Here is a 25,892-nt window from a genome sequence, read left to right as displayed (position 1 = left end):
TTATCTATAACCAGAGAAAGGATAGGGTTATGACTATAGAGGAGAAGCAACTGGAATTTATGATTTATTGCATAGAGAGTACCGCGGAACGATTAGGGCGTTATGGTTCGGATGTATATAATAAACTGAAGGAACTAGGAGCGATCAATGGCTATATCCGCTCTTATTACGATACCTTGCATACGCAAGGGAAATCATATATCGTAGACTCCATCCTAGAATATATTTACTATCGTGATCCTCAATGGCTCCCGGACGGATATAAACCCTTCCGGAGTATTGAAGAGAAAGGGAAAACACTATGTTGACGGTTTATCATGGTTCCACTTGCCGCATAGAGGAGCCTTTGGCTGGGGTTTGCCGGCCTAATCTGGATTTTGGAATCGGGTTCTATGTTACGGACTTGAAAGAACAGGCAGTTCGTTGGGCACTTCGTACAGCAGAGGTACGTCATAAGGATGAGGCTTGGCTGAATGTTTATTCTTTGGATATGGATGTCTGTCGTGTCTTGCCATATCGCTATTTATGTTTCGAAACTTATGATGCTGATTGGTTGGACTTCGTAGTAGCCTGCCGTCAAGGTCGAAATTTATGGTCAGCTTATGACATGATAGAAGGAGGTATAGCGGATGACCGTGTGATTCGTACGATTGACCTTTATATGCGTGGGGATTATACACGCGAGGAGGCCTTGGCTCGTCTTATCCATCAAGAGCCTAATAACCAGATTTGCATAATTAACCAAGAGATCATAGATCGTTGCCTCTGCTTTACGGAAGCGTTTCTTTTACCTAAAACATCTGCTCCACTTGTTGTCCCTGGTGCGGCTGATACGGTTATGCAGGGTAAATATAGGGGAGTTATCGAACTGCTTGCGTCTCGTTTGCGTATTTCTGCCGATAAAGCATTAGACCTTTTTTATAATAGTGATACTTATAAATGCCTGACATTACGGAATGGAGATTTGCTTTTAAAAAGCGATCTCTACATTCTTGACGAAATCATACGAGAGCTGCAAGATAAGCAGGGCTAGTGTCTTGAATGTTCCAAGGAATGTGGATAGCAGTTGGAAAACTACTTAGTAAGCAGATCTCCATCAGCTTAGTAAGTAGATACCCCCTCTGCTTACTAAGTAGACCCCCCCCTTTACTTAGTAAGTAGATGTCGCTCTACTTAGGGAGATGATGTCGGTCTGCTTAGGGAGTTGTTGTCGATAGTTTTAAGGAGTTACTTGTATTCTTGCTTTATAACTGTTTTATTCTTTGAAAGATAAGTCTGCCTTCTTCGTTCAGCGGCGGCGAACGATCATTCGCTGCCGCCGAATATATATTCACCGCCGCCGAACGAGCGTTCGCTGTCGCTGAATAAAGTATATATTAGGTAGTGAGGAATTTCCTATACGGTTCAAGAGACATTTGTTTCGGTTTGTTTTGGCTTTTGTCCTTATGGATTGGATGAGGAATTCTAAATATTCGCATGGATGTTTGCGGGATTCATGGGAAATTCCGTACTTTGTACCGAGCCGTTAGAGTGGAAGCTCGGCGGGTTCGTTTTCGTGGAAAAGGCGTTAAAAGATATTATACCTATATCAGAAATCCCCAATTTCATATCCCGGTATAATACGACAGACGCCCATGCTTGTTATAGTTACTTCGAGAGGAGCATCCTATAATGAAGCGTGGGGCTGCTGTTCGTTACCGGGATAAAGGTATGGGGATACCATGATATAGGTGACGATGGCATAAGCCTCGCGCTTTTTCTTTGTGTAGATGATAAGGAGGAGTTGATGGTTGCAGGGTAAATCAATTATTAATTCAAATAGAATGAGTATGAAAAAACTTTTCTTTCTTTTTGCTTTTCTCGTAGGACTTGGGATAAGTAGTAGTGTATATGCACAATTGGTGAAGGAGGTAACACTGACCTCTACCAATACGCTGGCATCCGAGCTAGGAGCGGATGTGGGCAAGGTAACGAGCTTGAAAGTAAATGGCCTACTGAGAGCGGAGGACTTTAAGACGATGAAGGAGCAAATGAATATGCTCCAAGTTTTGGATATGAGTGGGGTGACGGAGTTGCCGAAAACTGCCTATTGGAATGAGAGTGTACGTGAAGAACTTCAAAGTATTCCGAGAGAGGCATTCCAAAATAAATTAACTCTTCAAAAAGTGATATTCTCGGAAGCTCTTGAAATGATAGATGAAGGGGCTTTCTCGGGTTGCAATAACCTCACGGAATTTGATTTCTCAAAAGCTACTCAATTGCGATCAATAGAATATAGAGCGTTTTATGAATGTTCCGGCTTACGGGATCTTGATTTATCGGCCTGTACGAGTTTAGTTGGAATAAGGAGTAATGCCTTTTATCGTTGTAGTAATTTACAAACGGTTAATTTATCGGGATGCGGAAAGTTGTCGAATATAGGAACCTATGCGTTTCGATATTGTTCCTCTTTGCGGACAGTAGACTTGTCTAATTGTACTGCATTGGCAATTTTGGATTCTTATGTATTTTCCGATTGTTCGAATCTGAAGAGCGTTAGTTTGGAGGAATGTATGGCATTAACTACGATTGGAGAAAGTGCGTTTAATAGTAATTATTCTATCTCTCAATTATCCGATTTCGATTTCTCTCAATTGACAGCTTTAAAAGAGATTGGCGAAAGAGCCTTTAGTGGTTGTGCTTTGGCCGGTGATATTGTTTTTGCTTCAGGTATTCAACAACTAGGAAGGGATGCGTTTTATAACAATGATGCTATAACTAGTATCGATTTCAGTAAAAGTACACAGCTTACGGTGATTTCGGAGGGTACGTTTCGTTATTGTCAAAACCTAAAAAAGGTAGATTTTAGCAATTGTGCCTCCTTGAATACGCTGAATATAGGAGCTTTTGACAACTGCCCAGCTTTGGAAGAAGTCGTAATCGATAACGGCTTTTATACTTCTATCGATGGTGTTCTTTTTGTAGTTGATAAAGCAACTTTATTGCTCTATCCAAAAGGAAAGAAGGATGTAGTTTATACCATTCCCTCTAGTGTAAAAACATTGGGAGAGCGTTCTTTTCAAATTAATAGATCATTAAAAGAATTGATTATACCAAAATCTGTATTGACGATAAAGGGTGAGACCTTTTGTGGAGAGGAATATCTTCCATTTGCTTATTATGGAACAAGGATAACTATGCAATCTGCTACTCCTATTGGTCTTTCTCAATCGATAGGATTAAAGGATGCTTATGTGTATGTTCCCAAAGGTTCGGCTGATGTATATAGGAACGCTGCATATTGGAACGAAAGTTATATAGTGGAAACTAATGCAGATCCGATATTGATATCTTTGGATGCTGTAGGTACACTTGCCTCAAAGTTAAGTAATCTAAATATATCTGTGTCAACTATTCAGAAACTGACAATTATAGGACCTATTAATGCGTCTGATTTTGATGTTATTAAGCAAATGAAATCACTTCAAAATATTGATTTGAGCAAAGCAATGATTGAGAATAATTACTTGCCTGATAATGCCTTCTTTCATGATCCAAACCATTATGGTAAGAATATCTTATCTAATTTAGAAGAGGTGATCCTTCCGAATACCCTAGAAGAAATAGGGTATAAGGCTTTTTGCTCTCTACCTGTTTTGAGCAAGGTGAATATGCCTGAATCTATACAAAGTATAGGGGCTAGTTCTTTTGCGTATTGCCCTAATTTACAAAAAATGGATTTCTCTACATTGTTGGGGCTTCAACAGATAGGACATGATGCATTCTCTGGTAGTTCTTGTGTTCCTGCCGCATTGAAACTTCCGAACAGCTTGGAGGGCATTGGATCATCCGCATTCTCTAATACGGGCGTTATTTCTGTGGACTTTTCGAATACAGCCTTGGGTTATATTGGAAGTAATGCTTTCGCTAATTGTTCGATTAGCGGCGATTTATCATTTCCTGCTACTTTGAGTTCTATTGATAGTAAAGCCTTCTCTTCTGCCAAGGTGTCTTCTATCACATTAAGATCGCCAAAGATGGTTAGTTTGACTACTGAGGATCCTTTTTCTTCTGTAGATAAAACCAATTGTAAGGTCTATGTGACGAAAAATTTGATAGATACCTATAAGGCGGATGAATGTTGGTCTGTTTTTGGCGATAACATTATCGGATTCGGACAGATAATTACAGCAACTTCTAATGATGAGAATTATGGAAGAATAGAAGGTGGAGGTGCGTATGAAGAGGGAGATAAAGTGACCTTGAAAGCTATTTGCCATGATGATTTTTGGTCTGAAAATTATAAGAAATATGTCCATTTGTTTGATGGTTGGTACGATGGTGATACAAAGGTCTGCGATGATATTACATATACTTATACGGTCGGTAAAGAGGATAAAGTGCTTGTAGGTAAGTTTATACGTATCGATTTTTACCCTGGTTATGATGGTGGTTATTGCATTGTGGAAAAAGTAGGCAATGATGGTAAATCCGTCACGGTTAAGGGTGTGATGTCTACGGATACCTCTAAGAAATTCTGGGGCTGGTTTGATGCGGAAGATTCTTGGAGTGGTCCTTATCAATTTATTTCTTCTGATATAGAGTTGACTATAAAGGCCGGATCTAAAGATCGAATGATTATGCATCGGTTGATCGATTCAGAGCTGTCTATTCATGAGAATGTTACATTCACTGATGGTATGAAAGTCGAAGGTATAGCCGTTCTTCTTCGTTTTGGTAGCCTCACCGTTGAGGGTAACGAGGCTTGGAAGCTGAAGAGCTTCGCTTACTATCGGGACGCTTCCTTGCTGGTCAATTCCGATATACAGGCCGATGAGATCACCTGCAATTGGGATACTTGGAGTAACTATTGGCATTTCGTATCCTTTCCCTACGACTTGAAGATGTCCGAGATCAAGCTGACAAGCAGCGACGCTCGCTTTGTCGTACGGGAATACGATGGCAAGTCTCGTGCCGATAAGGGAGTGGGCGAGTCGTGGCGACAGCTTTCGGATGCGGAGACCTTGAAGGTGAATACGGGATATATCATTCAATTCAATAGCGGCGATGGAATGGCCGATGGATTTACGACCAAGACAGGTGATATGAAAGCTCTCTTTAATCGGGCGAGCGTGACGATTCCGTTGAATACCTACGCTTCGGATAATGCCATGAATGCCAATTGGAACTTCGTGGGGAATCCGTATCCCGCCTATTATAGCGTGGAGCGATTGTTCGCTGATGGATTGGACGCTACGGTGACGGTTTGGTCTCCCGATTTGAATAACTACGAGTATTATACGCAGGATGATAAGGATGTCTATCTGACACCGCTTATGGCCTTCTTCGTACAAAAGAAGACTTCCAACTTAGTGTTCAATCCAGAGGGTCGTGTGGCTGCCCTGCCGAGGGAAACGCAAGCGGCTTCAGCGTTACGTAGTGTGGATAACCGTCAAGTTGTCAACCTGCTGTTGGCAGGCGAGAAGGCAAGCGACCGTACCCGTGTGGTATTCAACGAGGAGGCTTCGATGGAGTATGAGATCGGCCTTGATGCCGCCAAGTTCAGCAGTCCGAACAAGGATGCCGCCTCTTTCTATAGTTTGGATAAAGACGGGAATCGATTGGCTATCAATGAGCGTCCGGTAGCGGATGGCGTGGTACGCCTTGGATGTGTCCTGCCTGCTAAGGGAAGCTATACGATCTCATTGAAAGAGAAGATTGGCAAAGGTATTCAGTTGGTGGATAAGCAGACGGGTGCCGTATGCGACCTGAACCAAGAGGCTTATACCTTCGAGGCCGAGGCTGGAACCCTCTCTGACCGCTTTGAGCTGAGAAGCGATGTGGTGACTTCTGTTGAGGCAATCGATGCGTCGATTCGCTGGAACGTGCGAGAAGGCTTGTTGATCGTGTCCGGCTTGCGTGATGTGGAAACTTTGAGTGTATGCGATGCGGCGGGTCGTATTCATTTGGCTGGTAAAGTGACGGATGGTGAGGTACGTATGGCCCTACCTCAGTCTGGTATTTATTACATGACATGGACGACAAAAGCGGGCGAGCGTCAGACTTGTTCCATTAAATGGTAATCGCTATGAGAAAACGATTGTTTCGATATATTACGATGGCTTTGTCTCTTTGGATCTTCCTCGGAGGATCCATCGGGCAAGTCTATGCGCAGGATGAGTTCAATCCGACTCCTCCACCGGAGCCGGGGAAACTAACGCTCTTACTCTCCACGGATCCCCACGGATCCGCTTATTTGGAGCAAACGAATCCTTCCGGCATTTATGATACGGGTACGGAAGTAACGGTACGGGCCTATCCGCATACGGATTATGAGTTTGTGGCTTGGCAGTCCGCTGATGGAGAAGAATTGTCCGGCCTCTCGGAATATACCTTCACCCTTACGGAGAAAAACGCTCGCTTGATTGTCAAGCTACGTTTTAACCCGAAGGAGAATCCATCGGAGCCGGGAGATGGTTATTATAATCTGATTACGACCGTCGCTCCTTCCATGGCCGGATGGGTAGAACAGAGTGGCCAAGGTATTTATGAGAATGGCAAAGAGGTGACACTTATCGCCCATGCTTATCCCGATTATGTGTTCGACCATTGGGAGAGCGATGGGAAGAATGTATCGGAAGAGACAACCTATCGCTTCACCATGCCGGGCAAGCATGTGTACCTGCGGGCCGTGTACGACTGGAAGCCGCAAAGTCCTATCGAGCCGGAGATCGGGTATTGCCTTTACGTAAACACTTCCGATCCGGAGGCCGGCTATGTATCGCAAAGCGGAAACGGTATCTATGAGTTAGGGGATGAGGTGACCGTGATCGCCTCGCCTACGAAAGACTATGACTTTATCGGCTGGTATGATGAGGCGGGTATGTGCCTGTCTACCGACATCTCTTATACGTTGACTATTAGTAAGCGAACCACTACGATCGAGGCTCGTTTCAAGAAGAGAGAGGCACCGGTGGATGAGGTGGAGATCGTACCCGGGCCGAATCCGGATGATCCTTCATCTACGGAGAAAGGCGGCGAGGTGGAAGTGATAGGCGAAGCCATTCCCGGCCAAACGGTCGAGATCATCGCGATGCCGAAACCGGGTTATGCTTTTGAAGGTTGGTATTTGGATGGCGTGTTTATCCCGGAGGCGGAGATGAGCCATGAGATCTTGATCGGTAAAGATATGGGTAAGCTAGAGGCTAAATTCCGGGAATTACCCGTTGACTTGGAAGTAGAGGGTGGAGAGAACGGTTGGGCGGAAGTGACTCGCTATCGAGGTGATGTCATTAACTTGAAGGCTGAACCGATCGTAGACCATACCTTTATGGGATGGTACTTGCTAGATCAGTTATTGTCGAAAGCGTTGAATTATGATTTTGATGTCAATATCCTACGTGCGGCCTTGCCCGCTATTCGTGCGGTGTATACCAAAGGTACGGTAGCCAATGAGACGATCGCTAGAGAGGAACTAGTCACGATCGCTTTCTCCGGGAACCAACTCTGCGTGACTGCTCGCCAAGCGATTCGTAGATTGATGGTTTATTCGTTCGAGGGGGACTTATTAGGTACTAACGGCCAAATGGAACAAGGTGATATCTATCGCTTATCCATACGTAGCCCCTTACTTCTCGTTATCGAGGCAACGGATGGTACTCGTATCGTCTGTAAATTATCCTCCGGACGGTAGTCCGTGGCGCAATTTGGATATATGATTCTTTCAATGCCCATTCTAAGGTTCTTATAATGCCCATCGTAAGCCCCTTTGAATGGGCATTGTTAGATGCTTACGATGGGCATTGTAAGAAACGATAAACAAAAAGCCATCCGGCATTCCGCTGGATGGCTTTTCGTATGGCAATAGAATCGGAGAGATTACACTCTCTTTTCTTTGATTCTTGCTTTCTTACCGGTAAGGGCACGCAAGTAGTACAATTTAGCACGACGTACTTTACCGATTTTGTTAACCGTGATGCTTTCGATAAACGGAGATTCGATCGGGAAAATTCTCTCTACACCTACGTTCTCAGACATCTTACGAACTGTGAAACGTTTTTTGTCGCCGTGACCGGAGATACGGATAACAACACCGCGATACTGCTGGATACGCTCTTTGTTACCCTCTTTGATACGGTAAGCTACCGTGATCGTGTCACCACTCTTGAATGAAGGATGCTCCTTCTTCGTAGCGAACGCTTCTTCTGCAATCTTAATTAAATCCATTTGTTTATAGCTTTTTAATTGTAATTTATAATGAAACGCAATTTAACGGGCTACCTTTCCCGACAGAGATTACGTAAAGCGGGTGCAAAGTAACGAAATAAATATTTGATTCGCAATAGATAGATGCTTTTTTGCTCGCTATTTGATTAAATCTTTTATGTCTACCAAGGATTCAAACCATTGACATCCACCAGCGATTCCCGTTCCTCCTTCCACATTGCTGTAGATCCGGACAGGCTCGGCCAGACCTACATTCGTAAGTCCGCCCATGATACCTTCATTCTCGATGTTTTGTAAAGATAGCAGATATTGGTAATAGGGTTCGGACAGGGAATATAAACGAATATGGCGTTTGGTATAATATTTAGTATCGGACCTGAGTTGTTCTTTTACTTGCAACGTGTATTCCTTCCCGTCGAACAGCTCGTCGGAAAATACCCGTCCCCGCCAATTTACCATCGAGGAGCCGAAAACCTCATCCAAGATACCTTGTTGCTGCGTGAATACGGGATCTACGGAGAAGTCCAACAGGACACCAAGATGGTCGTCATCTCCCCATATCTGTAGAGAATAGTAATTTGATTTACCCGGGGTATCTTGGAAAGTGATTTGATAGATAAGCACATCGTTTTCTTCTATGTAGGAGATATTCCCATCTCCATCGACAAGGGTACCGCCGTTGCCGGTAGCTTCTTTACGGGGAATTATGCGCAGGCCTTTGATTTCTGTCTTGGAAGGAATCTTATCTTCCGCCGAGGCTGTTCCATATTCCGGGGTGGAAGCTACAATCTTTACGGTTTGTCCGGGCTGTGGAACCGTATTCGATATATAAAGCGTATCTGTTACCCATCCACCTCGATCCTCTCCGAGCCAACGAGAAGATTTCCAATAGGAATATTCTTTCCAAGGCATCTCCTCCTTGAAGATCCCGTCTATATATAATTCCACCTTGGCGTTTCGAATCGTCACGTCCGGCTTGCTCTCTGAGTGAAACCATGTGCGGGATATGCTGGCCATTACGACTGTATCCGGCGAGAAGGCCGAGTTGATCACCATTTTCGGTGTAGTACGATATTCCTCTAGGTCAAACTTCCTGTAGCAGGAGGTTAGGAGCAGGCTGGATAATAAGATTGATAAATAGAATATAGGTTTCATGTTCTTTAGAATTTATAAGTATATGATATAGACGGAATGATCGGTAAGAGCGATAACGTCTCGAAATAATGGCTGTAGTTTATCCAAGACCGCTTATGGATAGTTATCGGGTTCATCTGGCAATAAGCGTTATATACGCTGATATTCCAGATACCGAGATGGCCGTTCTTTTTAGGTCGATAAATATTAATCCCCAGATCTAAGCGGTGGTAAGCGGGGAGACGTACGTTATTACGCTCCGTGAAATAGTCCAAGCCTCCTTCCGGTAAGAGCGGAGGGACAGGAGTGAGGCCCAAATCCTCGTAATTCTCGAATGCCACCGTAACCCGGTTTCCAGTCATGAAAGTCCAGCTTCCGGTCAGTTCCAATTTCTCGTTGATCTTCCAGTTTGCGACGGTATTCAGCTTATGGCGGTTATCGTATTTCGCGGGGAAACGTTTGCCATTATTAATCTCGTCGAACTGCCGGTCGCTCCACATGAGTCCGTATCCGATCCATCCTGTTATACGCCCCGTCTCTTTCCGGGCGATAAACTCCGCTCCGTAGGCCCACCCCTTACCGGCGGCCAGTTTCTCCTCCCAACCGACGAACGAGGGTAAGAAGTTGTAACCATCTTTATAATCCAGTAGGTGATTCATCCATTTATGATAACCTTCCACCGAGAAGGAATAGTCTTTGTGTAAATTGTAATAAGCGCCGACGGATACTTGATCACTCTCCAATGGCTTCAGCTTCTTGCTGACCGGCATCCACATATCGGTAGGGAGACTCATATAACTTTCGCTGATCTGATGTACGTATTGATTCATCCGGGCGTATGAGGTCTTAAGGCTTAGATTCCTCGTGAGCAGGAAGCGTACGGATAAACGAGGGTCTAAGGAGACATATGTCTTCTTTTGTATATTATACATGTTCAAGCGTAATCCGGCGTTAACCCGGACAATGGGAGATATCGCCCAGTCATCTTCAGCGAAAACAGCCAACTCATTCGCTGAAAGGCGCTCGTCTCCGGTAGTTCGTTTGGTCGGAGACAAATTCTCGGAGGTCTTTTCCTCGATATATTCCGGGCTGAAACGATGGTAAAGATAGTCGGTGCCATAACGGATATGATGTGCCGGGGTAGGAATATAGTCGAAGTTCGCATGGACTCCGAAATCATTGATACCGTTTCGGGTTGAGGTCTCGATAAAACGTGAAGAATAATCTTTGTCACCCTCGGTTCCGTAGTATTGTGAAGTCTCTTGTTTTAGTTTGGATTGATAATGGGAATAAGCCAAGGTGACGGTACCGAACATCTTGTTGTTAAACACATACGACCAGCCGGAAGATAATGCGATGTTACCCCAGCGCATCTTTCCAAAGTCCTTGTTCTCGAAAGGGGTTATATCATCACCTACGGAGAACTCAGAACTTCCTCCTTTTAGGAAATCCTGTCCGAAATAGAAATTAACGTAAGCTTGGCTCCGGTCATTGATATGGTGGTTCACTTTTAGGTTCAGATCGGTAAAAGCATAGCGTGCGCTGAATTTCTCCCCCTTCTTTTTCTGAATTTTATTGTAGATCGCCAAACCCGGTGCGGACAAGGCATCCAGCCAAGAGCGACGGAAGGAGGCGTTGAACGAAGTCCGGTCTTTAATGATCGGCCCTTCGAAATTTAAGTTACCGGAGGTCAATCCCAGCATGGCGCTACCATGGTACACTTTCATATTGCCATCTTTAGTATGCACATCCACTACGCTGGAAAGCCTTCCCCCATAGCGGGCGGGGAAAGCGGATTTATAAAAATCCACATCTTTCAAAGCCTCGGCGTTGAAAGCGGAGAAAAGTCCTCCGAGATGATTGACCTGATACAGTTGGATTCCGTCTATCATATACAGGTTCTCGTCTCCATTCCCCCCACGGACATACATCCCGGCTAATCCTTCCGTTCCGGCTGATACGCCGGGTTGGGTTTGCAGGGCTTTGATCACATCGGCCTCACCGAATAAGGTCGGGATGGTCTTGATCATCTTCCGGGTTATTTTAATCGTTCCCATCTGAGGGGCTTGTATCGGGTTTTGTGTGTCATTACTACCGGTAACGACAACTTCGGCCAATGCTTCACCGCTTTCCAGCAGAATTTCCATCACGGTATCCCGTTCGAGCGGTTGGAATGTATGTGAGAAACGTCCGTATCCGATGTAGGAAGTCTCCAGACGGACTACCCCGACCGGTAAGGTTAGACTGAAGAAACCGTGGTTATTGGTAGCCGTACCCCTTTGTGTGCGAGAGTCATAAACGGAGGCCCCGATTAGATACTCCGTAGTCGCTTTATCCCGTACGAATCCGCTGATGGTTACTGAGCGGGGGCGTTTCTTCAAGATGATGTGGGTACCGTTTATCTGATAAGACAGAGGGAGCTTTAGGAATAGCCGGGTAAGGCATTCCGATATGGATTGGTTATTAGATTTGAATGTAATCCGGGAAATGCCTTTGAGAATAGAAGGATCGTAGGAGAATGTCATGCCTGTTTGATGCTCTATTTTTTTCATGATTTCTTGGATCGGCTCTTGTTTAGCCTCGATACTGAGAGTCGGCGCTTGTCCCCAAGCGCTTGATTGAAAGCCGAAGATAATCAAGATTATGAGTAGTATTAGCTTCATGAAGTACTTCATTTTTTATTACGAGACAGGAAAGATAGTAAAAACCCCTATCACAATTCACGTTACTATTGCGATATTTTCTTATTTTTGGAGAGTAATAATGATAATGTTGTGATGAGACAGATTGGTATCTTGCTTTTGTGTTGTATTTCCCTTTTATCGAGTGGGGCGCAAACAGTCCCGAACCTTTATCGTGAGGTGGATCAGGAAAAGATGAATCATTGGGTTGATTCCGTGTTTGACGCTATGAGTTATGATGAACGGATCGGGCAGTTATTTATGGTTATAGCGAATCCTAAATCCGATAACCGGAATATGCAACGGCTCATGCGTTACGTGAACGAGATCAAGATCGGGGGTATCTTGTTCCATAAAGGGGATCCGGTGACGCAGGCAGAGGTGACCAATCGTTTGCAAAAGGCTTCCCGGATTCCGATGTTGGTCTCTTTGGATGGGGAGTGGGGACTTTCCATGCGATTAAGCGGAACCACCCGTTTCCCGAAAAACATGATGCTAGGCGCTATCGAGGACAATGCCTTGATCGAGGAATATGGAAAAGAGGTGGGACGGCAGTGCCGGGAAATGGGAATTCATATAAATTTCGCTCCGGATATGGACGTGAATAGCAATGTGGATAATCCCGTGATCGGCCTGCGTTCGTTTGGCGAGAATCCGGAGGCTGTGGCGGAGAAAGGTATTGCTTACGCAAGAGGATTGGAAAGTACGGGCATCTTGTCTGTCTCCAAACATTTCCCCGGACATGGAGATACTTCCGAGGACTCGCACGAGACATTACCCGTCGTGCGCCATAACCGGGCCCGCTTGGATAGCGTGGAACTTCTTCCTTTTAAACGTTATATATATGATGGGTTCGCTGGGATAATGACGGGACATCTTTATGTTCCGGCATTGGACAAAAGTCATGAGCCGGCTTCTTTCTCTAAGGCGGTAGTGACGGATCTATTACAGAAAGAACTCGGTTTTCAAGGTCTGTGCTTTACGGATGCTTTAGCGATGAAAGGGGCTTCCACAAAGAAAACGGATAATCCTTCGGTGAAGGCTTTGCTTGCGGGGAATGATATCTTGCTCGCTCCGGCCGCTCCAATCAATGATTTTACGGCCGTGAAAGAGGCTATCGAGGAAGGGGTATTGGATCTGGAAGCGATCGAGGCCAAGTGCTTGAAAATATTAAGGTACAAATATATCGCTGGATTGAATGCCTATAAGCCGGTCGAAACAAAAGGCTTATCGAAACGTTTGAACTCTCCGCATGCGGCATGGATGGCGGCGAAGTTGAATTCGGAGGCTATTACCGTTTTGAAGAATGAGGATACGATCTTACCTCTTAAACAGTTGAATAAGAAAAAGATTGCGGCGCTCTCGATTGGAGACGGGGTTGGTAATGAATTCCAGAAAATGCTGGGTGAATATGATTCGATCGCTTGCTTTAGCATTGGACGGCGTTCTACGGCTGCCCAAGTCCAGCAGGTTTATAATAAATTGCAAAAATACGACGTGATCATTTGTGGCGTACATACGATTCGCATTCCCGAGAGTTTAGCGTTGAGGCAGTTGGCTGCGAAGAAAGAGTTGGTCTATGCTTTCTTTACCTTACCATATGCTTGTAAGGAATATAAGAAGTCGATCGAGAAGGCGAAGGCGGTCGTGTTGGCTTACGAGGGCACTCCCTTAGCGCAGGAATATGCAGCCCAAGTGATATTCGGTGGTATTGCGGCGAAAGGGAAACTTCCGGTTTCGATTCCGGGATTGTATTATGCGGGTACCGGTGTTTTTACGGAGAAGACTCGTTTGGGGTATCACCAGCCGGAAGAGGTAGGAGCGAACCCGGTCCGTTTGGATGTAATTGAGTCGATCGTTAAAGAGGGATTGGATGAGAAGGCTTATCCCGGATGCCAAGTGTTGGTGGCGAAGGACGGCATGATTATCTATAATAAATCGTTCGGTTATTTTGATTACGAAAGTAGGCAGCCGGTCACGGAGTCATCGGTCTATGACTTGGCCTCGGCGTCGAAGGCGTCGGGAACTTTATTGGCGGTCATGAAAGCGTATGATGAGAAGAAATTCACCTTGAACAATAAGATCTCCGATTTTATACCGGAGTTGAAAGAGTCTAATAAAAAGGATTTATCGATAAAAGAGTTATTATACCATCAATCGGGAGTGACTCCAACTATTAATTTCTATCTGGATGCTATTGATAAGGATAGTTATAAAGGCAGTTTATATAGTTCGGCGAAGAACGCTACGCATCCGGTTCGTTTTGACGCTAAAACGTATGTCCGGAATGATTTTAAATATCTTCCGGATATAGTATCAGATACACGGAAACCCGGATTTACGACTGAGGTAGCCCGTAATTTCTATGTGAGTGATTCCTTTAAAGATACGATCCTTCAAGATATCAAGAAATCTCGTTTGGGTACGAGAGGTAGGTACGTATATAGTTGCGTGAATTTCATTATGCTGAAAATGATGGTGGAAAATCTGATGAAATCTCCGATGGACCAGCTTCTTCGGGATGATTTCTACAGCGGGTTAGGGGCTTGGCATACCACTTATAATCCGTTGAAGCGAATGGATACCTTGCAAATTGTACCTACAGAACAAGATGGATTTGTCCGCCGCCAATTGCTTCGCGGATATGTACATGATGAGGCAGCCGCTTTTCAAGGGGGTGTTTCTGGAAACGCCGGATTATTTTCGAACGCTAATGATTTGGCGAAGGTGCTCCAATTGATGCTAAACCAAGGGACTTATGGCGGCGAGCGCTATCTTTCTTTGGAAACCAGCCGTTTGTTTACACAAAGCAAGAGCCCGACTTGCCGTAGAGGGTTAGGCTTTGATAAGCCGGTGATTGGTAATCCGAAAGCTTCGCCTTGTGGGGCTTTGGCTCCCGCCTCGGTCTATGGACATACAGGATTTACGGGTACTTGTTTTTGGGTAGATCCGGATAACCAGCTTATTTATATATTTTTGAGTAACCGGGTGAATCCTAGCCGGGCAAATAATAAACTGGGATCGCTTGATATACGTACTCGTATACAGGATGCGATCTATAAGGCGATTGATAGGAAAAGCCAAAAAGATTTGTAATTTTGTGACAGTTTTAACAGATAAGGTATTAATTAAAAAGCAAGTATATGTTATACGGACATGGTGATGATTTTTATAATGCGAAGAACGAGGTAAAGATAAACTTTAGCTCGAATGTGTGGCACGGAGCTAATTTAGATAAACTGAAGGAACATTTGATCGAGCATTTTGATAAGTTGACTCGTTATCCGGAGCCGGATGCCGCAACTTTGAAAAGATTGCTGGCCCGCCGGTATGAGATCAAGGAGGAGAATATCGTAGTGACGAATGGTTCGATCACGGCTTTTTATTTGTTAGCGCAAGCTTGGCGAGGTGCGAAGTCCATGATCGCTATTCCTTCTTTCTCTGAATATGAGGATGCTTGCCGTTTGCATGAGCATGAGATCTCTTTCTTCCCGACATCCGACGATTTATCGGAGTTATCCTTGGAGGGACAGGACTTCTGTTGGATTTGTAACCCGAATAACCCGGATGGAAAGCTGATCCACCGTACGGAGCTTCTCCGTTTGATCTCGGCGAATCCGCAGACTACCTTCATTATTGATCAGGCATACGTGGCTTTTACGACGGAAGACATGCTAAAGCCGAGTGACGTGAAAACGCATAAGAACTTAATCCTTGTCCAGTCTATCTCGAAGGCTTATAATATCCCCGGCTTGCGTATCGGTTATCTGGTCGCTTCTCCGGAGATCGCGGAGAAAGTGAACAAGTATATCATACCTTGGTCGGTAAATGCTATCGCTATCGAGGCAAGTAAATATATCTTGATCCATCCGGCGCAATTTACGTTGCCGATCCGTAAATGGCAGCGTGAGACCGCGGATTTTATTTATCAATTAAGTAAATTGGATGGCTTGGAGGTAATTCCGACCTCTACGACTTTCTTCCTTGTCCGTTTGAAGAAGGGCACGGCCGCTGATTTAAAGCAATTCCTTTTAGATAATTACGGAATCTTGATCCGTGACGCTTCGAATTTCCGGGGCTTGGATGAGACTTATCTACGGCTCTCTACCCAGAAGGCTGATGAGAACCAGCTTTTACTTGAGGGGGTAAAGATTTGGTTGGACCAACGATAAACGACTATGAAGGGGAGGGGGGAACCCCTTCCTGTTAAAAAAGCCAGCCGATAAATAGAGGTAGGTAATCTTTTAGCTCTGTCTTTAGAAGTTCTGTTGCCTTGTTCTTGTATCTTTCCACGGTTCGTATGGATATTTGCATTTCCTCTGCGATTTCTCCATAGCTCTTATTCTCGAAACGATTCTTCTCGAATGCGAGCCGATAGTTCTCCGGTAGCTTGTCAAGGGCTTGTCTTAATAACGTTTGCAGTTCTTCCCATGTGTAGAGTTCCTCACTACTTTCCGCATAGATCGGGATTTGTTCTTGGATGAGCGATTCGTAATATCTTTCATGGTTGCGTTGCAGATAATTTAAGCAGTGATTTCTGGCGCAAGTGACGAGATAGCTACGTGCGGAGGTCTTTACTGAGATACGGCTGCGATTTTCCCAAATAGCGAAAAACACGTCCTGCACGATATCTTCTCTTGTTTCCTTATCTGTGATAAAGCGTTTGGCGTACATACAAAGTGCCGGATAATATAACTCGAATAAGCGGTGGAAGGCGAGCCTATTATCTTCAGTCGTAATTTGTTCTAAAAGTAAATCGACATTAATAGCCTTGGTATGATTTCTTTCCATGATGGGGCAAAGGTATATATTTTTGAAGAGAACAAAATTAAAAAAACTCATTTTCGCTGTCGTGTTTTTCTTTAGAGTGTGTCTCTATAAGTAAAGGAAGAAAATATATGGAAAGAAAGGTAGAACATAAAAGTGTGTCACGTCAGATAGAGGAAATTAAAGCCTTGTCTGAGGACATATTAGAGTATCGATCGATTGACGTGCAAAAGGCATGGCTACGAATGGAACGTCGGGTAGGGCGGCAAGCTGTCAGACGAACTTTGTCGCTGCTTTTTACTCGTGCGGCAGTTATATTGGTGCTTCCGTTGTTATTTTCTTCGTTACTTTTCTCCTATTTGTATTATGCCACAAGATATGACGAGAAGTCCCAGCCTGTCGTTTATGCTGAGGTTAACTCCCTGCCCGGAACGATTACTCGGTTTGTGTTGCCAGACCAGTCTGTCGTATGGTTGAACTCGGGTAGTAAATTGACCTATCCGTCGGTGTTCGAGGAGAAAGAGCGCAAGGTGTTACTTTCCGGCGAAGGATATTTCGAGGTGGAGGCCGATCCGGAACATCCCTTTTGTGTATCAACTTCCGAAGGTTTACGGGTGGTGGCCTATGGAACAAAATTTAATGTCAATGCCTATGCTGACGAACCTTTTATAGAGGCCGTGTTGGAAAAAGGAAAGATTGACGTGATCCGGAATGATGAACGTATCCGATTGGAGCCGAACAAACAGGCGGTATTGGATAAGGAGAGCGGTACTTTCAGTGTTTCTGCGGCCAACCTGGAGGAGAAAATGGATTGGAAAGGAGGACGGATAGTTTTCCGGAATACTTCTTTGGATAAGGTGTTGAAACGATTGGAGAAACGATATAACGTGGAGATCGTATTGCATAAGAGCGGGAATGCGGAGTATAAATATCGGGCGACCTTTACTACGGAGACTTTGGAACAGATCTTGGATTATTTGAAACAGACTGCTCCTATCGAATGGACATCACGAGAGCCTTCGCAACGTCTGGATTCCTCGTTTGTTCGCCGGAGGATCGATGTTTATCAAAGATAATTGGAAATCTATACTAATATATTGTGTAATCATTAAATCTGTATGCTCATGAGCACATTTCATTTACGTAAGAGAAATCTTGCGCGGTGTTTACCTAATTCGGGCCGTATACTGAAACTTAGTACGGCATTTACATTTTTGACAGCTTTCCAGCTATATGCGGGAACATCTTCTTCGCAAGGAATGACACTTTCCTTGTCGTTGAAGAACGCAACGGTAGAACAAGCGATTGATCGGATCGAACAGGAGACTGGTTATTCTTTCTTGTATTCCAATCATGTCCTAGACACGAACCGTCTTATCAGTTTGAATGCTAGCAATAAGGATATAAGTGTGGTCTTGTCACAGGTTTTCGACAATATGGGGGTCGAATACAAGATTGTGGATAGGCAAATCATTTTGTCGCGTAAGGTGGAGTCCGCTCCTGTCGTACAGCAACAAGGCCGTAAGGTACAGGGTGTCGTATTGGATCCGAGTCAAGAACCGATCATTGGTGCGAATGTCTTGGTGAAAGGAACCTCTATTGGTACAATCACGGATATTGATGGTCGTTTCACGTTGGAAGTACCTGATAATGCGGTACTGGTCGTTTCTTATATCGGTTATTTGTCTATGGAGCTGACTCCGGGCTCGAAGACGGATCTGACGATATCTTTGAAAGAGGATTCGCAAAACTTGGACGAGGTTGTAGTGGTAGGTTATGGCGTTTCTCGTAAAAAGGACTTGACGGGTGCGGTTTCGGTCTTGAAGATCGATGACTTGAAAGATACACCGGTATCCAGCGTAGACCAAATGATGCAAGGTAAATTATCTGGCGTGAACGTGATGCCGGATAATATGCCGGGTGGTGGTGTCGCTGTCCGTATCCGTGGTTATAGTACGATTCGTAACAATGACCCTCTTTATATCATTGACGGTATTCCCGTGGATGGGGGAATCAATTTCTTGAATCCGAATGATATAGAGTCCATGCAAGTATTGAAAGATGCTTCCTCTGCTTCTATTTATGGAGCGCGTGCCGCCAATGGTGTTGTTATCATTAATACGAAAAAGGGAAAAGAAGGACAATTCAATGTGAATTTAGATGCGTACTTCGGTGTACAAAAAGCGGCTAAACAATTGAAGATGTTGAATGCGCAGCAATTTGGCGATATGTTGTGGCAAGCGATGAAAAACGACGGAAAGACACCTTCACACGATGTTTATGGAAACGGTGATCAAGCGGTTGTGCCCGAATATCTGGATAAAGATCATAAGATTCCTTCTGATGACGTGGATTGGGTAGATGAGATTTTGCGTGCCGCTATCGTTCAATCCTATAACCTTTCCTTCACGAAAGCCGATAAGAAATCCAATCAATTGTTTTCTTTGGGGTATTATGATCAGCAGGGATTGGTGAAGTTAAGCGATTTCAAGCGTGTGAGCGGTCGCTTTAATTCCGAGTATAAATTGTTCGATGACCATCTTCGTATCGGGGAGAATATTTCTCTTTCTCATTCTTGGGGTACTAGTGTCTCCAATAATGCGGCGTTGGGAGGAACTTTGTATGAGGCCTATAAGTTCCAGTCGATCACACCGGTGAAGAACTTGGAGGATGAATATGCGGGAAATGTCTTTTCGGATATTCCTAACCCGATGGGAAAGTTGCATAGAAATAAGGATAACAAGGATAAGAAGAGCCGCTTGGTGGGTAATTTGTACGCAGAGCTGCACTTGTTTGACGGATTTATGTTCAAGACTTCTTTTGGTGCAGACTATAATAATCTATACAGACGTTCTTTTAGCCCTAAATATGATGAGATCAACGCTTCTGAGAAATTAAGTGGTTTGTCTAACCGGAATGCATGGAACTTCAACTGGGTGTTCACGAATACCTTGAACTATACCAAGACATTTGGCGATCATACGATCAATGCATTGTTGGGTATGGAGTCGTTGAGAAACCGGTATGAGTATTTTACGGCTTCGAGAGATGGTTTCCCTTCGGATGATCCTAACTTCCATTTTTTGGATGCGGGCGATGTAGGAACCCAAAAGAACTCAGGGTCTGCCACGGAGTATAGCATGGTCTCTTATTTCGGCAAGATCGATTACAATTATCACGATCGTTATTTGGTCGCTTTCACTTTGCGTCGGGATGGATCTTCCCGTTTGGGGAATAATAAGTGGGGTAACTTCCCGGCCGCTTCGGTGGGATGGCGTATCAGTAATGAGCCATTCTTTGATGTGGAGGCTATCAATAACTTGAAGCTTCGTGTCGGTTGGGGACAAAATGGTAACTCAGATGTTCCTTCTTACGCAACGATCGATTCCTATAAGAGTAGTTCATCTACCTCGAATTATCCGATTGATGGAAGTCAAAGCTCTGTGGATTTAGGATTTGTGCAGACTCGTAATGGTAACGCTAATTTGAAGTGGGAGACGACCACTCAAACCAATGTTGGCTTGGACTTAGGTTTTTTAAGCGGTGACTTGAATTTGACATTGGACTTCTTTAATAAGGACACCAAGGATTTGTTGTGGCGTAGAGCCTTACCAGCTTCGATCGGAGGAACGAACATGACGGTTTGGGATAACGTCGGAAAGATGAATAACAAGGGTTTTGAGATGGAGGTGAATTATCAGAAACAGATCAATCAAGATTTTGGCTTCTCTGTAGCATATAATTTCTCTATCATCAAGAATAAGATGACAGAGCTGAATGGCGTGGATTATATTGGTCTTTCCAGCAGCGAACTTCATGGACGAAACTTTGACCAAGAGACCTCTCGTTCGGCGGTAGGACAACCGATCGGCTCTTTCTTCGTGTATGAGGCAGATGGCTTGTTTCAAAACGATGCGGAGATCCAAAACTATAAGAATGATAAGGGCGAGCTGTTGCAACCGAACGCTAAACCTGGCGATATCCGCTTTAAGGACTTGAACGGTGATGGAGTAATCAATAGCGAGGATCGTGATTTTGTAGGTAGCCCGCTGCCTGATTGCAGTATGGGTCTAACGCTTGGGTTCAATTATAAGAACTTTGATATAAGTGCGTTCTTCCAAGGGGTATTTGGTAACGAGGTTTATAATTTGACAAATTATTTGGGTGAGTTCTATAATCAAGCTCAGTATAATAAAAACTCTACGATTCTGGATGCTTGGAGACCGGATCATACGAATACGGATATACCACGTGTAACATTGGATGACCCGAATAATAATATCCGGCCTTCTACTTATTATATTCATAACGCTTCCTTCGTTCGTTTGAAGAATTTGAAGATTGGTTATACCTTGCCGGATCGGATCGCATCTAAATTGAAATTGAAACGTACCTATATTTATTTGCAAGGACAGAACCTGTTTACGATAACGGGCTATAATGGTATTGATCCGGAGGTGGGTTTACAGAGCTATTCTTCCGAGAACCGAAATTTGGATATGGGTGTTGATCGTGGCGTATACCCGTTGCCAAGGACATTCACCTTAGGAGTTAATGTTAATTTTTAATTGAAAATCTGATGTACGATGAAAAAGATAGTTAGTTTAGTTGTTGCGGCTTTAGTGATGTGCTCTTGTGCCGATTCTTTTCTTTCTGAGGAGCCTGTAGGAGAATTTATGCCCGAGCAGGTAGAAAGTGAGGAAAACATAGAGGGAATCGTGATAGGTGCTTATGCGGTATTGGATGGATATTATGCTTCGGATGCGATCAACTCCGGTTGTTCGAATTGGCAGTTTGGGGATGTCGTATCTGACGATGCCTATAAAGGGGGTGGAGGTACCGGTGACCAAAACCAGATTCACTTGATGGAAATCTTTAATGCCAATCCGACGGGTATCGATTTTGAGGCTCGTTGGGCTGCTCTTTATGAGGGTGTAAAGCGTTGTAATCAAGCGATTCGTTTGTTGAGCAATAGTACGGTAAAGAACAAAGAGCAACGTTTGGCGGAAATGCGTTTCTTGAGAGGACACTATTATTTCAACTTGAAAGTCATTTATAATTTGATCCCTTGGATTGATGAGACGGTGGTTGATCCGAATGAGTATCATACGAAATCGAATATGGAGTTTACGTCCGACCAGCTATGGGAAAAGATTTTGGGGGAATTCTCCGCCGCTTATCAAGTCTTGCCGGAAAGCCAATCAGATTATGGACGTCCTACCAAAATGGCGGCAAAAGCTTATATGGCTAAGGTGTATTTATATCAGTCGAAATGGAAAGAGTGCCTAAGTGCTTGTGACGAGGTGATCCAGTCCGGGAAATATACGCTGTATCCTGATTTCAGGGAAGTGTTCTTGCCGGAGAATGATAACAACTCAGAAATTATTTTTGCGGTTCAGTTATCTATTAACGATGGAGCGTCCAGTAATCAAAACGGAAGTTATGGCGATCGTTTGTTACCGCCGGGAGGTCCTTATCCAACTTATGGATTCTTGCGGCCGACCCAGAATTTGGTAAATGCTTATAAGACGAATGAAAACGGCTTGCCTTATAATGATGGTAAGGATGTGGCGGAAAGCGACTATGTGGATGTTCGTTTGGATCATACCTTGGCTCGGCCAAATATTCCGTTTATGGATGTACAGGTGTATGATTGGACTCCAAGAGAGGCTAGCGTATATGGCCCGTATAGCCCGAAGAAACGTTTGGTATCGTTGAACTCTACCCATTACTCTCCGATATGGCCATATGTGAATGCGTTGAATTTTTACGTGATTCGTTATGCGGATTTGCTGTTGTGGAGAGCTGAGGCCGCTATCGAGACCGGTGATTTGGAGACTGGACGTAAGTATATTAATAAAATTAGAGAGCGTGCAAAGAATACACAGCATGTCAAGCTGTGGGATGATCAGTCGCAAGATGCCGCTAATTATAAGGTGGAGATTTATACCGAGCCATTTAAGTCGAAAAATGAGGCTGTGCAAGCATTGCGTATGGAAAGACGTTTAGAGATGGCTCATGAGGGTATCCGCTTCTTTGATTTAGTGCGTTGGGGTATTGCGGATGAGGTTCTCAATGTGTATTTTGAGAAAGAAAAAACATTCCGTTCCCACTTGCAGAATGCTCGCTTTGTAAAAGGAAAGCATGAGTATTTTCCTATACCTCAATCTGTTATAGATATTTGTGGTGCTGAGGTAATGAAACAGAATCCGGGTTATTAAAGTTTTATGAATGGTTGAAAGAAAAGGCAGCGCCCGTTTGGGGCTGCCTTTTTTATTATTTTTGTATAGAGATGAAACAATTGAGATTTCTTTTATATCTGTTGAGTTGGGTTGCTTGCTGTGAGCTATCTGCGACTCCCCATAATATCGCTTCTTTGGCGAAAGTCTCTTGCTCTTCTGCGTTAACGCAGGAACAAGGTTGTGAGAATGTAGTGGATCAGGTAATTCGTATTGCAGGAAAAGGAGAGTGGGTCGCTAAAACAAAGTTGGACTTCCGGGGGCGGGTGTATCCCTATCCTTGGATTCAATTGGATTGGGAAGAGCCCATTTATACGAATCAAGTCATATTATATGATCGGGTAGATAAGGACAGCCATACGGCGGCCGGTACGTTGTTCTTTAGCGATGGAAGCTCAATCACGGTCAACCAGATTCCTAATGATGGAGCACCGAAAGTGGTGACGTTTGAGACTAAAAAAATAGAATGGTTTCGTTTTCAGGCGACAGATGGGGAAGGACGAGATTTAGGTTTGTCTGAGATAGAGGTTTATCCCGCACCGGAATCTTATACAGATTATGTCTCATGGGTTAATCCGTATATCGAGACGGCTAAGGGGCGGTATTTTTTCTTTGTTACAGGAAGCTTGCCTTTTGGAATGATCAGTTCCGCTCCGTTAACCCGTAATATCAATCAGGGAGGAGGAGGTTATAATTATAACTCTACAACGGTATTAGGTTTTCCGCAAATTCATAATTGGATGATTTCTGGCTTGTCTCTGATGCCAGTAAAAGACGAGGTAGATGTCTGTGGAGGGGATAAGGCTTGGCGTTCTTCTTTCTCCCATGAGGGTGAGATCGTTCAACCCGGCTATCATCGTTTATTTTTGGATTCCTACAAGATATGGGTGGAACAGACCGTTACGGATCGAGTGGGGCTTTATCGTCTTACGTATGCGGAAGATGGTTTGGCGAAGGTTTTGGTGAACTTGGGAGGTCATATTGCTACTTCTACTTTGTTGAATGCTCATGTGACTAAAGTGAGTGATATGGAGATCTCCGGATATTTTGATACAGCCGGTCGCGTATGGGGCGGTGTGGATGTTGCGAAAGTGTATTTTGTCGTTCAATTCAATAAGCCAATCGAGGCATTGAATGGTTGGGTGGGCGATAAGAAGGAAATGGGAGTTGGACATTTTACGGGTTCTTCCGAATTAATTACCGTGCCTAAGTCCTCTTTTAAACAATCTCCTTCTTCTGGCGTAGAAGCTTGTTTTGGATCTTTTAAGGCTGGTGATGAGCTGTTGTTGAAGACCGCTATCTCTTATGTGAGTGAGGAAAACGCCCGTGAGAATATAGAGCGGGAATGTAAACATTGGGATTTTGATCAAGTTAAGAGTGCGTCCGAGCGTATTTGGAATGAGTGGTTGGGAAAAATTGATGTGCAAGGTGGTTCTTTTCAGCAAAAGACCAAGTTTTATACCGATTTGTGGCACATATTGTTGGGGCGTCATAAGATAGATGATAGCAATGGCGAGTATCCGGATTATTTGTCCGGAGGAGAACGTGTCGGAAAACAAACAAGGATACATACGATTGCTCCTAAATTCCAAGTACGGACTTTGCCTAAAGATAAAACAGGAAAATCAAGGTTTCATATGTATAATTCAGATGCTCTATGGTTGACACAGTGGAATTTAAATACGTTGTGGGGACTGGCGTATCCTTCTGTTTTAGACGAGTTTTCCGCTTCTTTTATCGAATATGACAAGAATGGAGGTCTATTACCTCGTGGGCCGTCCATAGGGTCTTATACTTATATTATGACGGGCTGTCCGGCTACCTCCTTGATTACTTCCGCTTATCAGCGGGGGTTGTTTCATAAATGGTCGCCCAAGGAGGGATATGCGGCTATGAAAAGGAATCATGAGAAAGGTGGTATGCTTGCCTTTGATATGGATAAAGAGTTGGAGTTCTATATTAAACATGGATATTGCCCAGAAGAGGCTGGCTTGACTATTCAATGGGCCTTTGAGGATTGGGCTTTGGGAGAAATGGCGAAAGCTATGGGAAAACTCAAGGATTATAATTATTATAGAAATCGTTCCTTGGGCTGGCCTGCGTCTTGGCATCCGGATTTGAGGTTGATGATGCCTAGAAAAGAAACAGGAGAGTGGGTCCATTTGGATCCTTTGTCCGAGCGTGGGTTTGTACAAGCCAATGCTTGGCAGGCTACTTTTGGATTATCTCATGACATTGAAACATTGGCTCGCTTGATGGGAGGTAATGACAGCTTAGCTACTCAATTGAATTATGTGTTTGAGATGTCGAAAAATGCAAGATTCCTGTCTAGTTATGTTAGTTATGCCAATCAACCCGGTTGCTCGAATGCGCATGTTTTCTCACATGTAGGAAAGCCTTGGCTGACTCAATATTGGGTGCGTCAGGTCGCTAAACAGACCTATGGTGATATTACGCCAGAGCGAGGCTACGGCGAAAATGATGAAGATCAAGGACAGATGGCTGGAATAAGTGCACTGATGGCTATGGGATTATTCAGTTTGGATGGAGGCTCTGCCTATAATCCGATGTATGATATTACAAGCCCTGTTTTCAATGAGATTACGATTCGATTGGATTCTCGGTATTATAAAGGGAACGAGTTTAAGATTAAAGTACATGATAACTCCCCAGAGAATTGTTATATCCAGAAAGCTTCTTTGAACGGAGAGATGTATCATAAATATCAATTGCCGCATACCGTATTTGAGCAAGGTGGCCTTTTGGAATTATGGCTTGGCGATAAACCAAACAAGGAATGGGGAACTCAATAACGATTTGGGCATATCTCTCAATTTGCATGATGATTCAAAAAAAGGATGTGCGT

Annotated in this window: 14 protein-coding genes; 10 read left to right on the top strand and 4 right to left on the bottom strand. The window is 44.1% G+C overall.

Features of this window, described 5'->3' with window-relative positions; genetic code table 11:
* Positions 1-29: 29 nt before the first annotated feature.
* The 4 genes from D7V92_RS02515 to D7V92_RS02500 all read left to right on the top strand — a co-directional run bounded on the left by D7V92_RS02515 (position 30) and on the right by D7V92_RS02500 (position 7,672).
* Positions 30-308 carry a DUF3791 domain-containing protein gene (locus tag D7V92_RS02515; protein ID WP_005867148.1) on the top strand — a complete coding sequence of 93 codons (279 nt, stop codon included), beginning with the start codon at positions 30-32 and terminating at the stop codon, positions 306-308.
* Positions 302-1,033, top strand: coding sequence for a DUF3990 domain-containing protein (locus D7V92_RS02510; protein WP_121772218.1), 732 nt, complete (start codon positions 302-304; stop codon positions 1,031-1,033). Before D7V92_RS02515 ends, D7V92_RS02510 begins: the two co-directional genes overlap by 7 nt.
* Positions 1,034-1,829: 796 nt before the next feature.
* Positions 1,830-6,062, top strand: a complete 4,233-nt coding sequence (locus D7V92_RS02505; protein ID WP_121772217.1) for a leucine-rich repeat protein — start codon at positions 1,830-1,832, stop codon at positions 6,060-6,062.
* A gap of 5 nt (positions 6,063-6,067) precedes the next feature.
* Complete coding sequence (locus D7V92_RS02500) at positions 6,068-7,672, top strand: InlB B-repeat-containing protein (RefSeq protein ID WP_233572774.1); 1,605 nt, start codon at positions 6,068-6,070, stop codon at positions 7,670-7,672.
* Positions 7,673-7,857: 185 nt separating this feature from the next.
* Here D7V92_RS02500 and rplS read toward each other — a convergent pair whose 3' ends face one another.
* The 3 genes from rplS to D7V92_RS02485 form a co-directional block, all read right to left on the bottom strand.
* Positions 7,858-8,205 carry a 50S ribosomal protein L19 gene (rplS, locus tag D7V92_RS02495; RefSeq protein WP_121772215.1) on the bottom strand — a complete coding sequence of 116 codons (348 nt, stop codon included), beginning with the start codon at positions 8,203-8,205 and terminating at the stop codon, positions 7,858-7,860.
* 138 nt (positions 8,206-8,343) lie between these two features.
* The gene (locus D7V92_RS02490) at positions 8,344-9,360 is read right to left on the bottom strand and encodes a DUF4249 domain-containing protein (RefSeq protein ID WP_034532066.1); all 1,017 of its coding nucleotides are present in this window, start codon (positions 9,358-9,360) and stop codon (positions 8,344-8,346) included.
* Between the two features lie 5 nt (positions 9,361-9,365).
* On the bottom strand, positions 9,366-12,002 hold the full coding sequence (locus tag D7V92_RS02485; RefSeq protein ID WP_121772214.1) for a TonB-dependent receptor domain-containing protein: 2,637 nt from the start codon (positions 12,000-12,002) through the stop codon (positions 9,366-9,368).
* 114 nt (positions 12,003-12,116) lie between these two features.
* Between D7V92_RS02485 and D7V92_RS02480 the strand changes: the two genes are divergently transcribed.
* Together D7V92_RS02480 and D7V92_RS02475 are read left to right on the top strand one after the other, a co-directional pair.
* The gene (locus D7V92_RS02480) at positions 12,117-15,116 is read left to right on the top strand and encodes a glycoside hydrolase family 3 N-terminal domain-containing protein (RefSeq protein ID WP_121772213.1); all 3,000 of its coding nucleotides are present in this window, start codon (positions 12,117-12,119) and stop codon (positions 15,114-15,116) included.
* Between the two features lie 47 nt (positions 15,117-15,163).
* Positions 15,164-16,192 (top strand): histidinol-phosphate transaminase, encoded by a 1,029-nt coding sequence (locus D7V92_RS02475; protein WP_121772212.1) that lies wholly within the window; start codon positions 15,164-15,166, stop codon positions 16,190-16,192.
* 34 nt (positions 16,193-16,226) lie between these two features.
* On the opposite strand, the gene D7V92_RS02470 is transcribed toward D7V92_RS02475, so the two are convergent.
* Positions 16,227-16,811, bottom strand: a complete 585-nt coding sequence (locus D7V92_RS02470; protein ID WP_008773734.1) for an RNA polymerase sigma-70 factor — start codon at positions 16,809-16,811, stop codon at positions 16,227-16,229.
* Between the two features lie 107 nt (positions 16,812-16,918).
* Between D7V92_RS02470 and D7V92_RS02465 the strand changes: the two genes are divergently transcribed.
* The 4 genes from D7V92_RS02465 (at position 16,919) to D7V92_RS02450 (ending at position 25,839) form a co-directional block, all read left to right on the top strand.
* Entirely contained in the window at positions 16,919-17,863 is a 945-nt protein-coding gene (locus tag D7V92_RS02465; RefSeq protein WP_121772211.1) for a FecR family protein, read from the top strand.
* A gap of 42 nt (positions 17,864-17,905) precedes the next feature.
* The gene (locus D7V92_RS02460) at positions 17,906-21,355 is read left to right on the top strand and encodes a TonB-dependent receptor (RefSeq protein WP_121772210.1); all 3,450 of its coding nucleotides are present in this window, start codon (positions 17,906-17,908) and stop codon (positions 21,353-21,355) included.
* A gap of 18 nt (positions 21,356-21,373) precedes the next feature.
* On the top strand, positions 21,374-23,008 hold the full coding sequence (locus D7V92_RS02455) for a RagB/SusD family nutrient uptake outer membrane protein (RefSeq protein ID WP_087342423.1): 1,635 nt from the start codon (positions 21,374-21,376) through the stop codon (positions 23,006-23,008).
* A gap of 71 nt (positions 23,009-23,079) precedes the next feature.
* The gene (locus D7V92_RS02450) at positions 23,080-25,839 is read left to right on the top strand and encodes a GH92 family glycosyl hydrolase (protein ID WP_121772234.1); all 2,760 of its coding nucleotides are present in this window, start codon (positions 23,080-23,082) and stop codon (positions 25,837-25,839) included.
* Positions 25,840-25,892 lie beyond the last annotated feature (53 nt).

This window comes from Parabacteroides sp. CH2-D42-20 (genome assembly GCF_003670185.1).
In the GTDB taxonomy this organism is placed as follows: Bacteria; Bacteroidota; Bacteroidia; order Bacteroidales; family Tannerellaceae; genus Parabacteroides; species Parabacteroides distasonis.
The sequence above is the reverse complement of the archived record's forward strand: the minus strand, read 5'-3'. Positions and strand labels throughout refer to the sequence as shown.

Bases quoted from the DNA above. Each gene is read 5' to 3' on its own strand.
- D7V92_RS02470 (WP_008773734.1), bottom strand. From the start codon at position 16,811: ATGGAAAGAAATCATACCAAGGCTATTAATGTCGATTTACTTTTAGAA.
- D7V92_RS02510 (WP_121772218.1), top strand. From the start codon at position 302: ATGTTGACGGTTTATCATGGTTCCACTTGCCGCATAGAGGAGCCTTTG.
- D7V92_RS02480 (WP_121772213.1), top strand. From the start codon at position 12,117: ATGAGACAGATTGGTATCTTGCTTTTGTGTTGTATTTCCCTTTTATCG.
- D7V92_RS02450 (WP_121772234.1), top strand. From the start codon at position 23,080: ATGAAACAATTGAGATTTCTTTTATATCTGTTGAGTTGGGTTGCTTGC.
- D7V92_RS02475 (WP_121772212.1), top strand. From the start codon at position 15,164: ATGTTATACGGACATGGTGATGATTTTTATAATGCGAAGAACGAGGTA.
- rplS (WP_121772215.1), bottom strand. From the start codon at position 8,205: ATGGATTTAATTAAGATTGCAGAAGAAGCGTTCGCTACGAAGAAGGAG.
- D7V92_RS02460 (WP_121772210.1), top strand. From the start codon at position 17,906: ATGCTCATGAGCACATTTCATTTACGTAAGAGAAATCTTGCGCGGTGT.
- D7V92_RS02500 (WP_233572774.1), top strand. From the start codon at position 6,068: ATGAGAAAACGATTGTTTCGATATATTACGATGGCTTTGTCTCTTTGG.
- D7V92_RS02485 (WP_121772214.1), bottom strand. From the start codon at position 12,002: ATGAAGCTAATACTACTCATAATCTTGATTATCTTCGGCTTTCAATCA.
- D7V92_RS02515 (WP_005867148.1), top strand. From the start codon at position 30: ATGACTATAGAGGAGAAGCAACTGGAATTTATGATTTATTGCATAGAG.
- D7V92_RS02505 (WP_121772217.1), top strand. From the start codon at position 1,830: ATGAAAAAACTTTTCTTTCTTTTTGCTTTTCTCGTAGGACTTGGGATA.
- D7V92_RS02490 (WP_034532066.1), bottom strand. From the start codon at position 9,360: ATGAAACCTATATTCTATTTATCAATCTTATTATCCAGCCTGCTCCTA.
- D7V92_RS02465 (WP_121772211.1), top strand. From the start codon at position 16,919: ATGGAAAGAAAGGTAGAACATAAAAGTGTGTCACGTCAGATAGAGGAA.
- D7V92_RS02455 (WP_087342423.1), top strand. From the start codon at position 21,374: ATGAAAAAGATAGTTAGTTTAGTTGTTGCGGCTTTAGTGATGTGCTCT.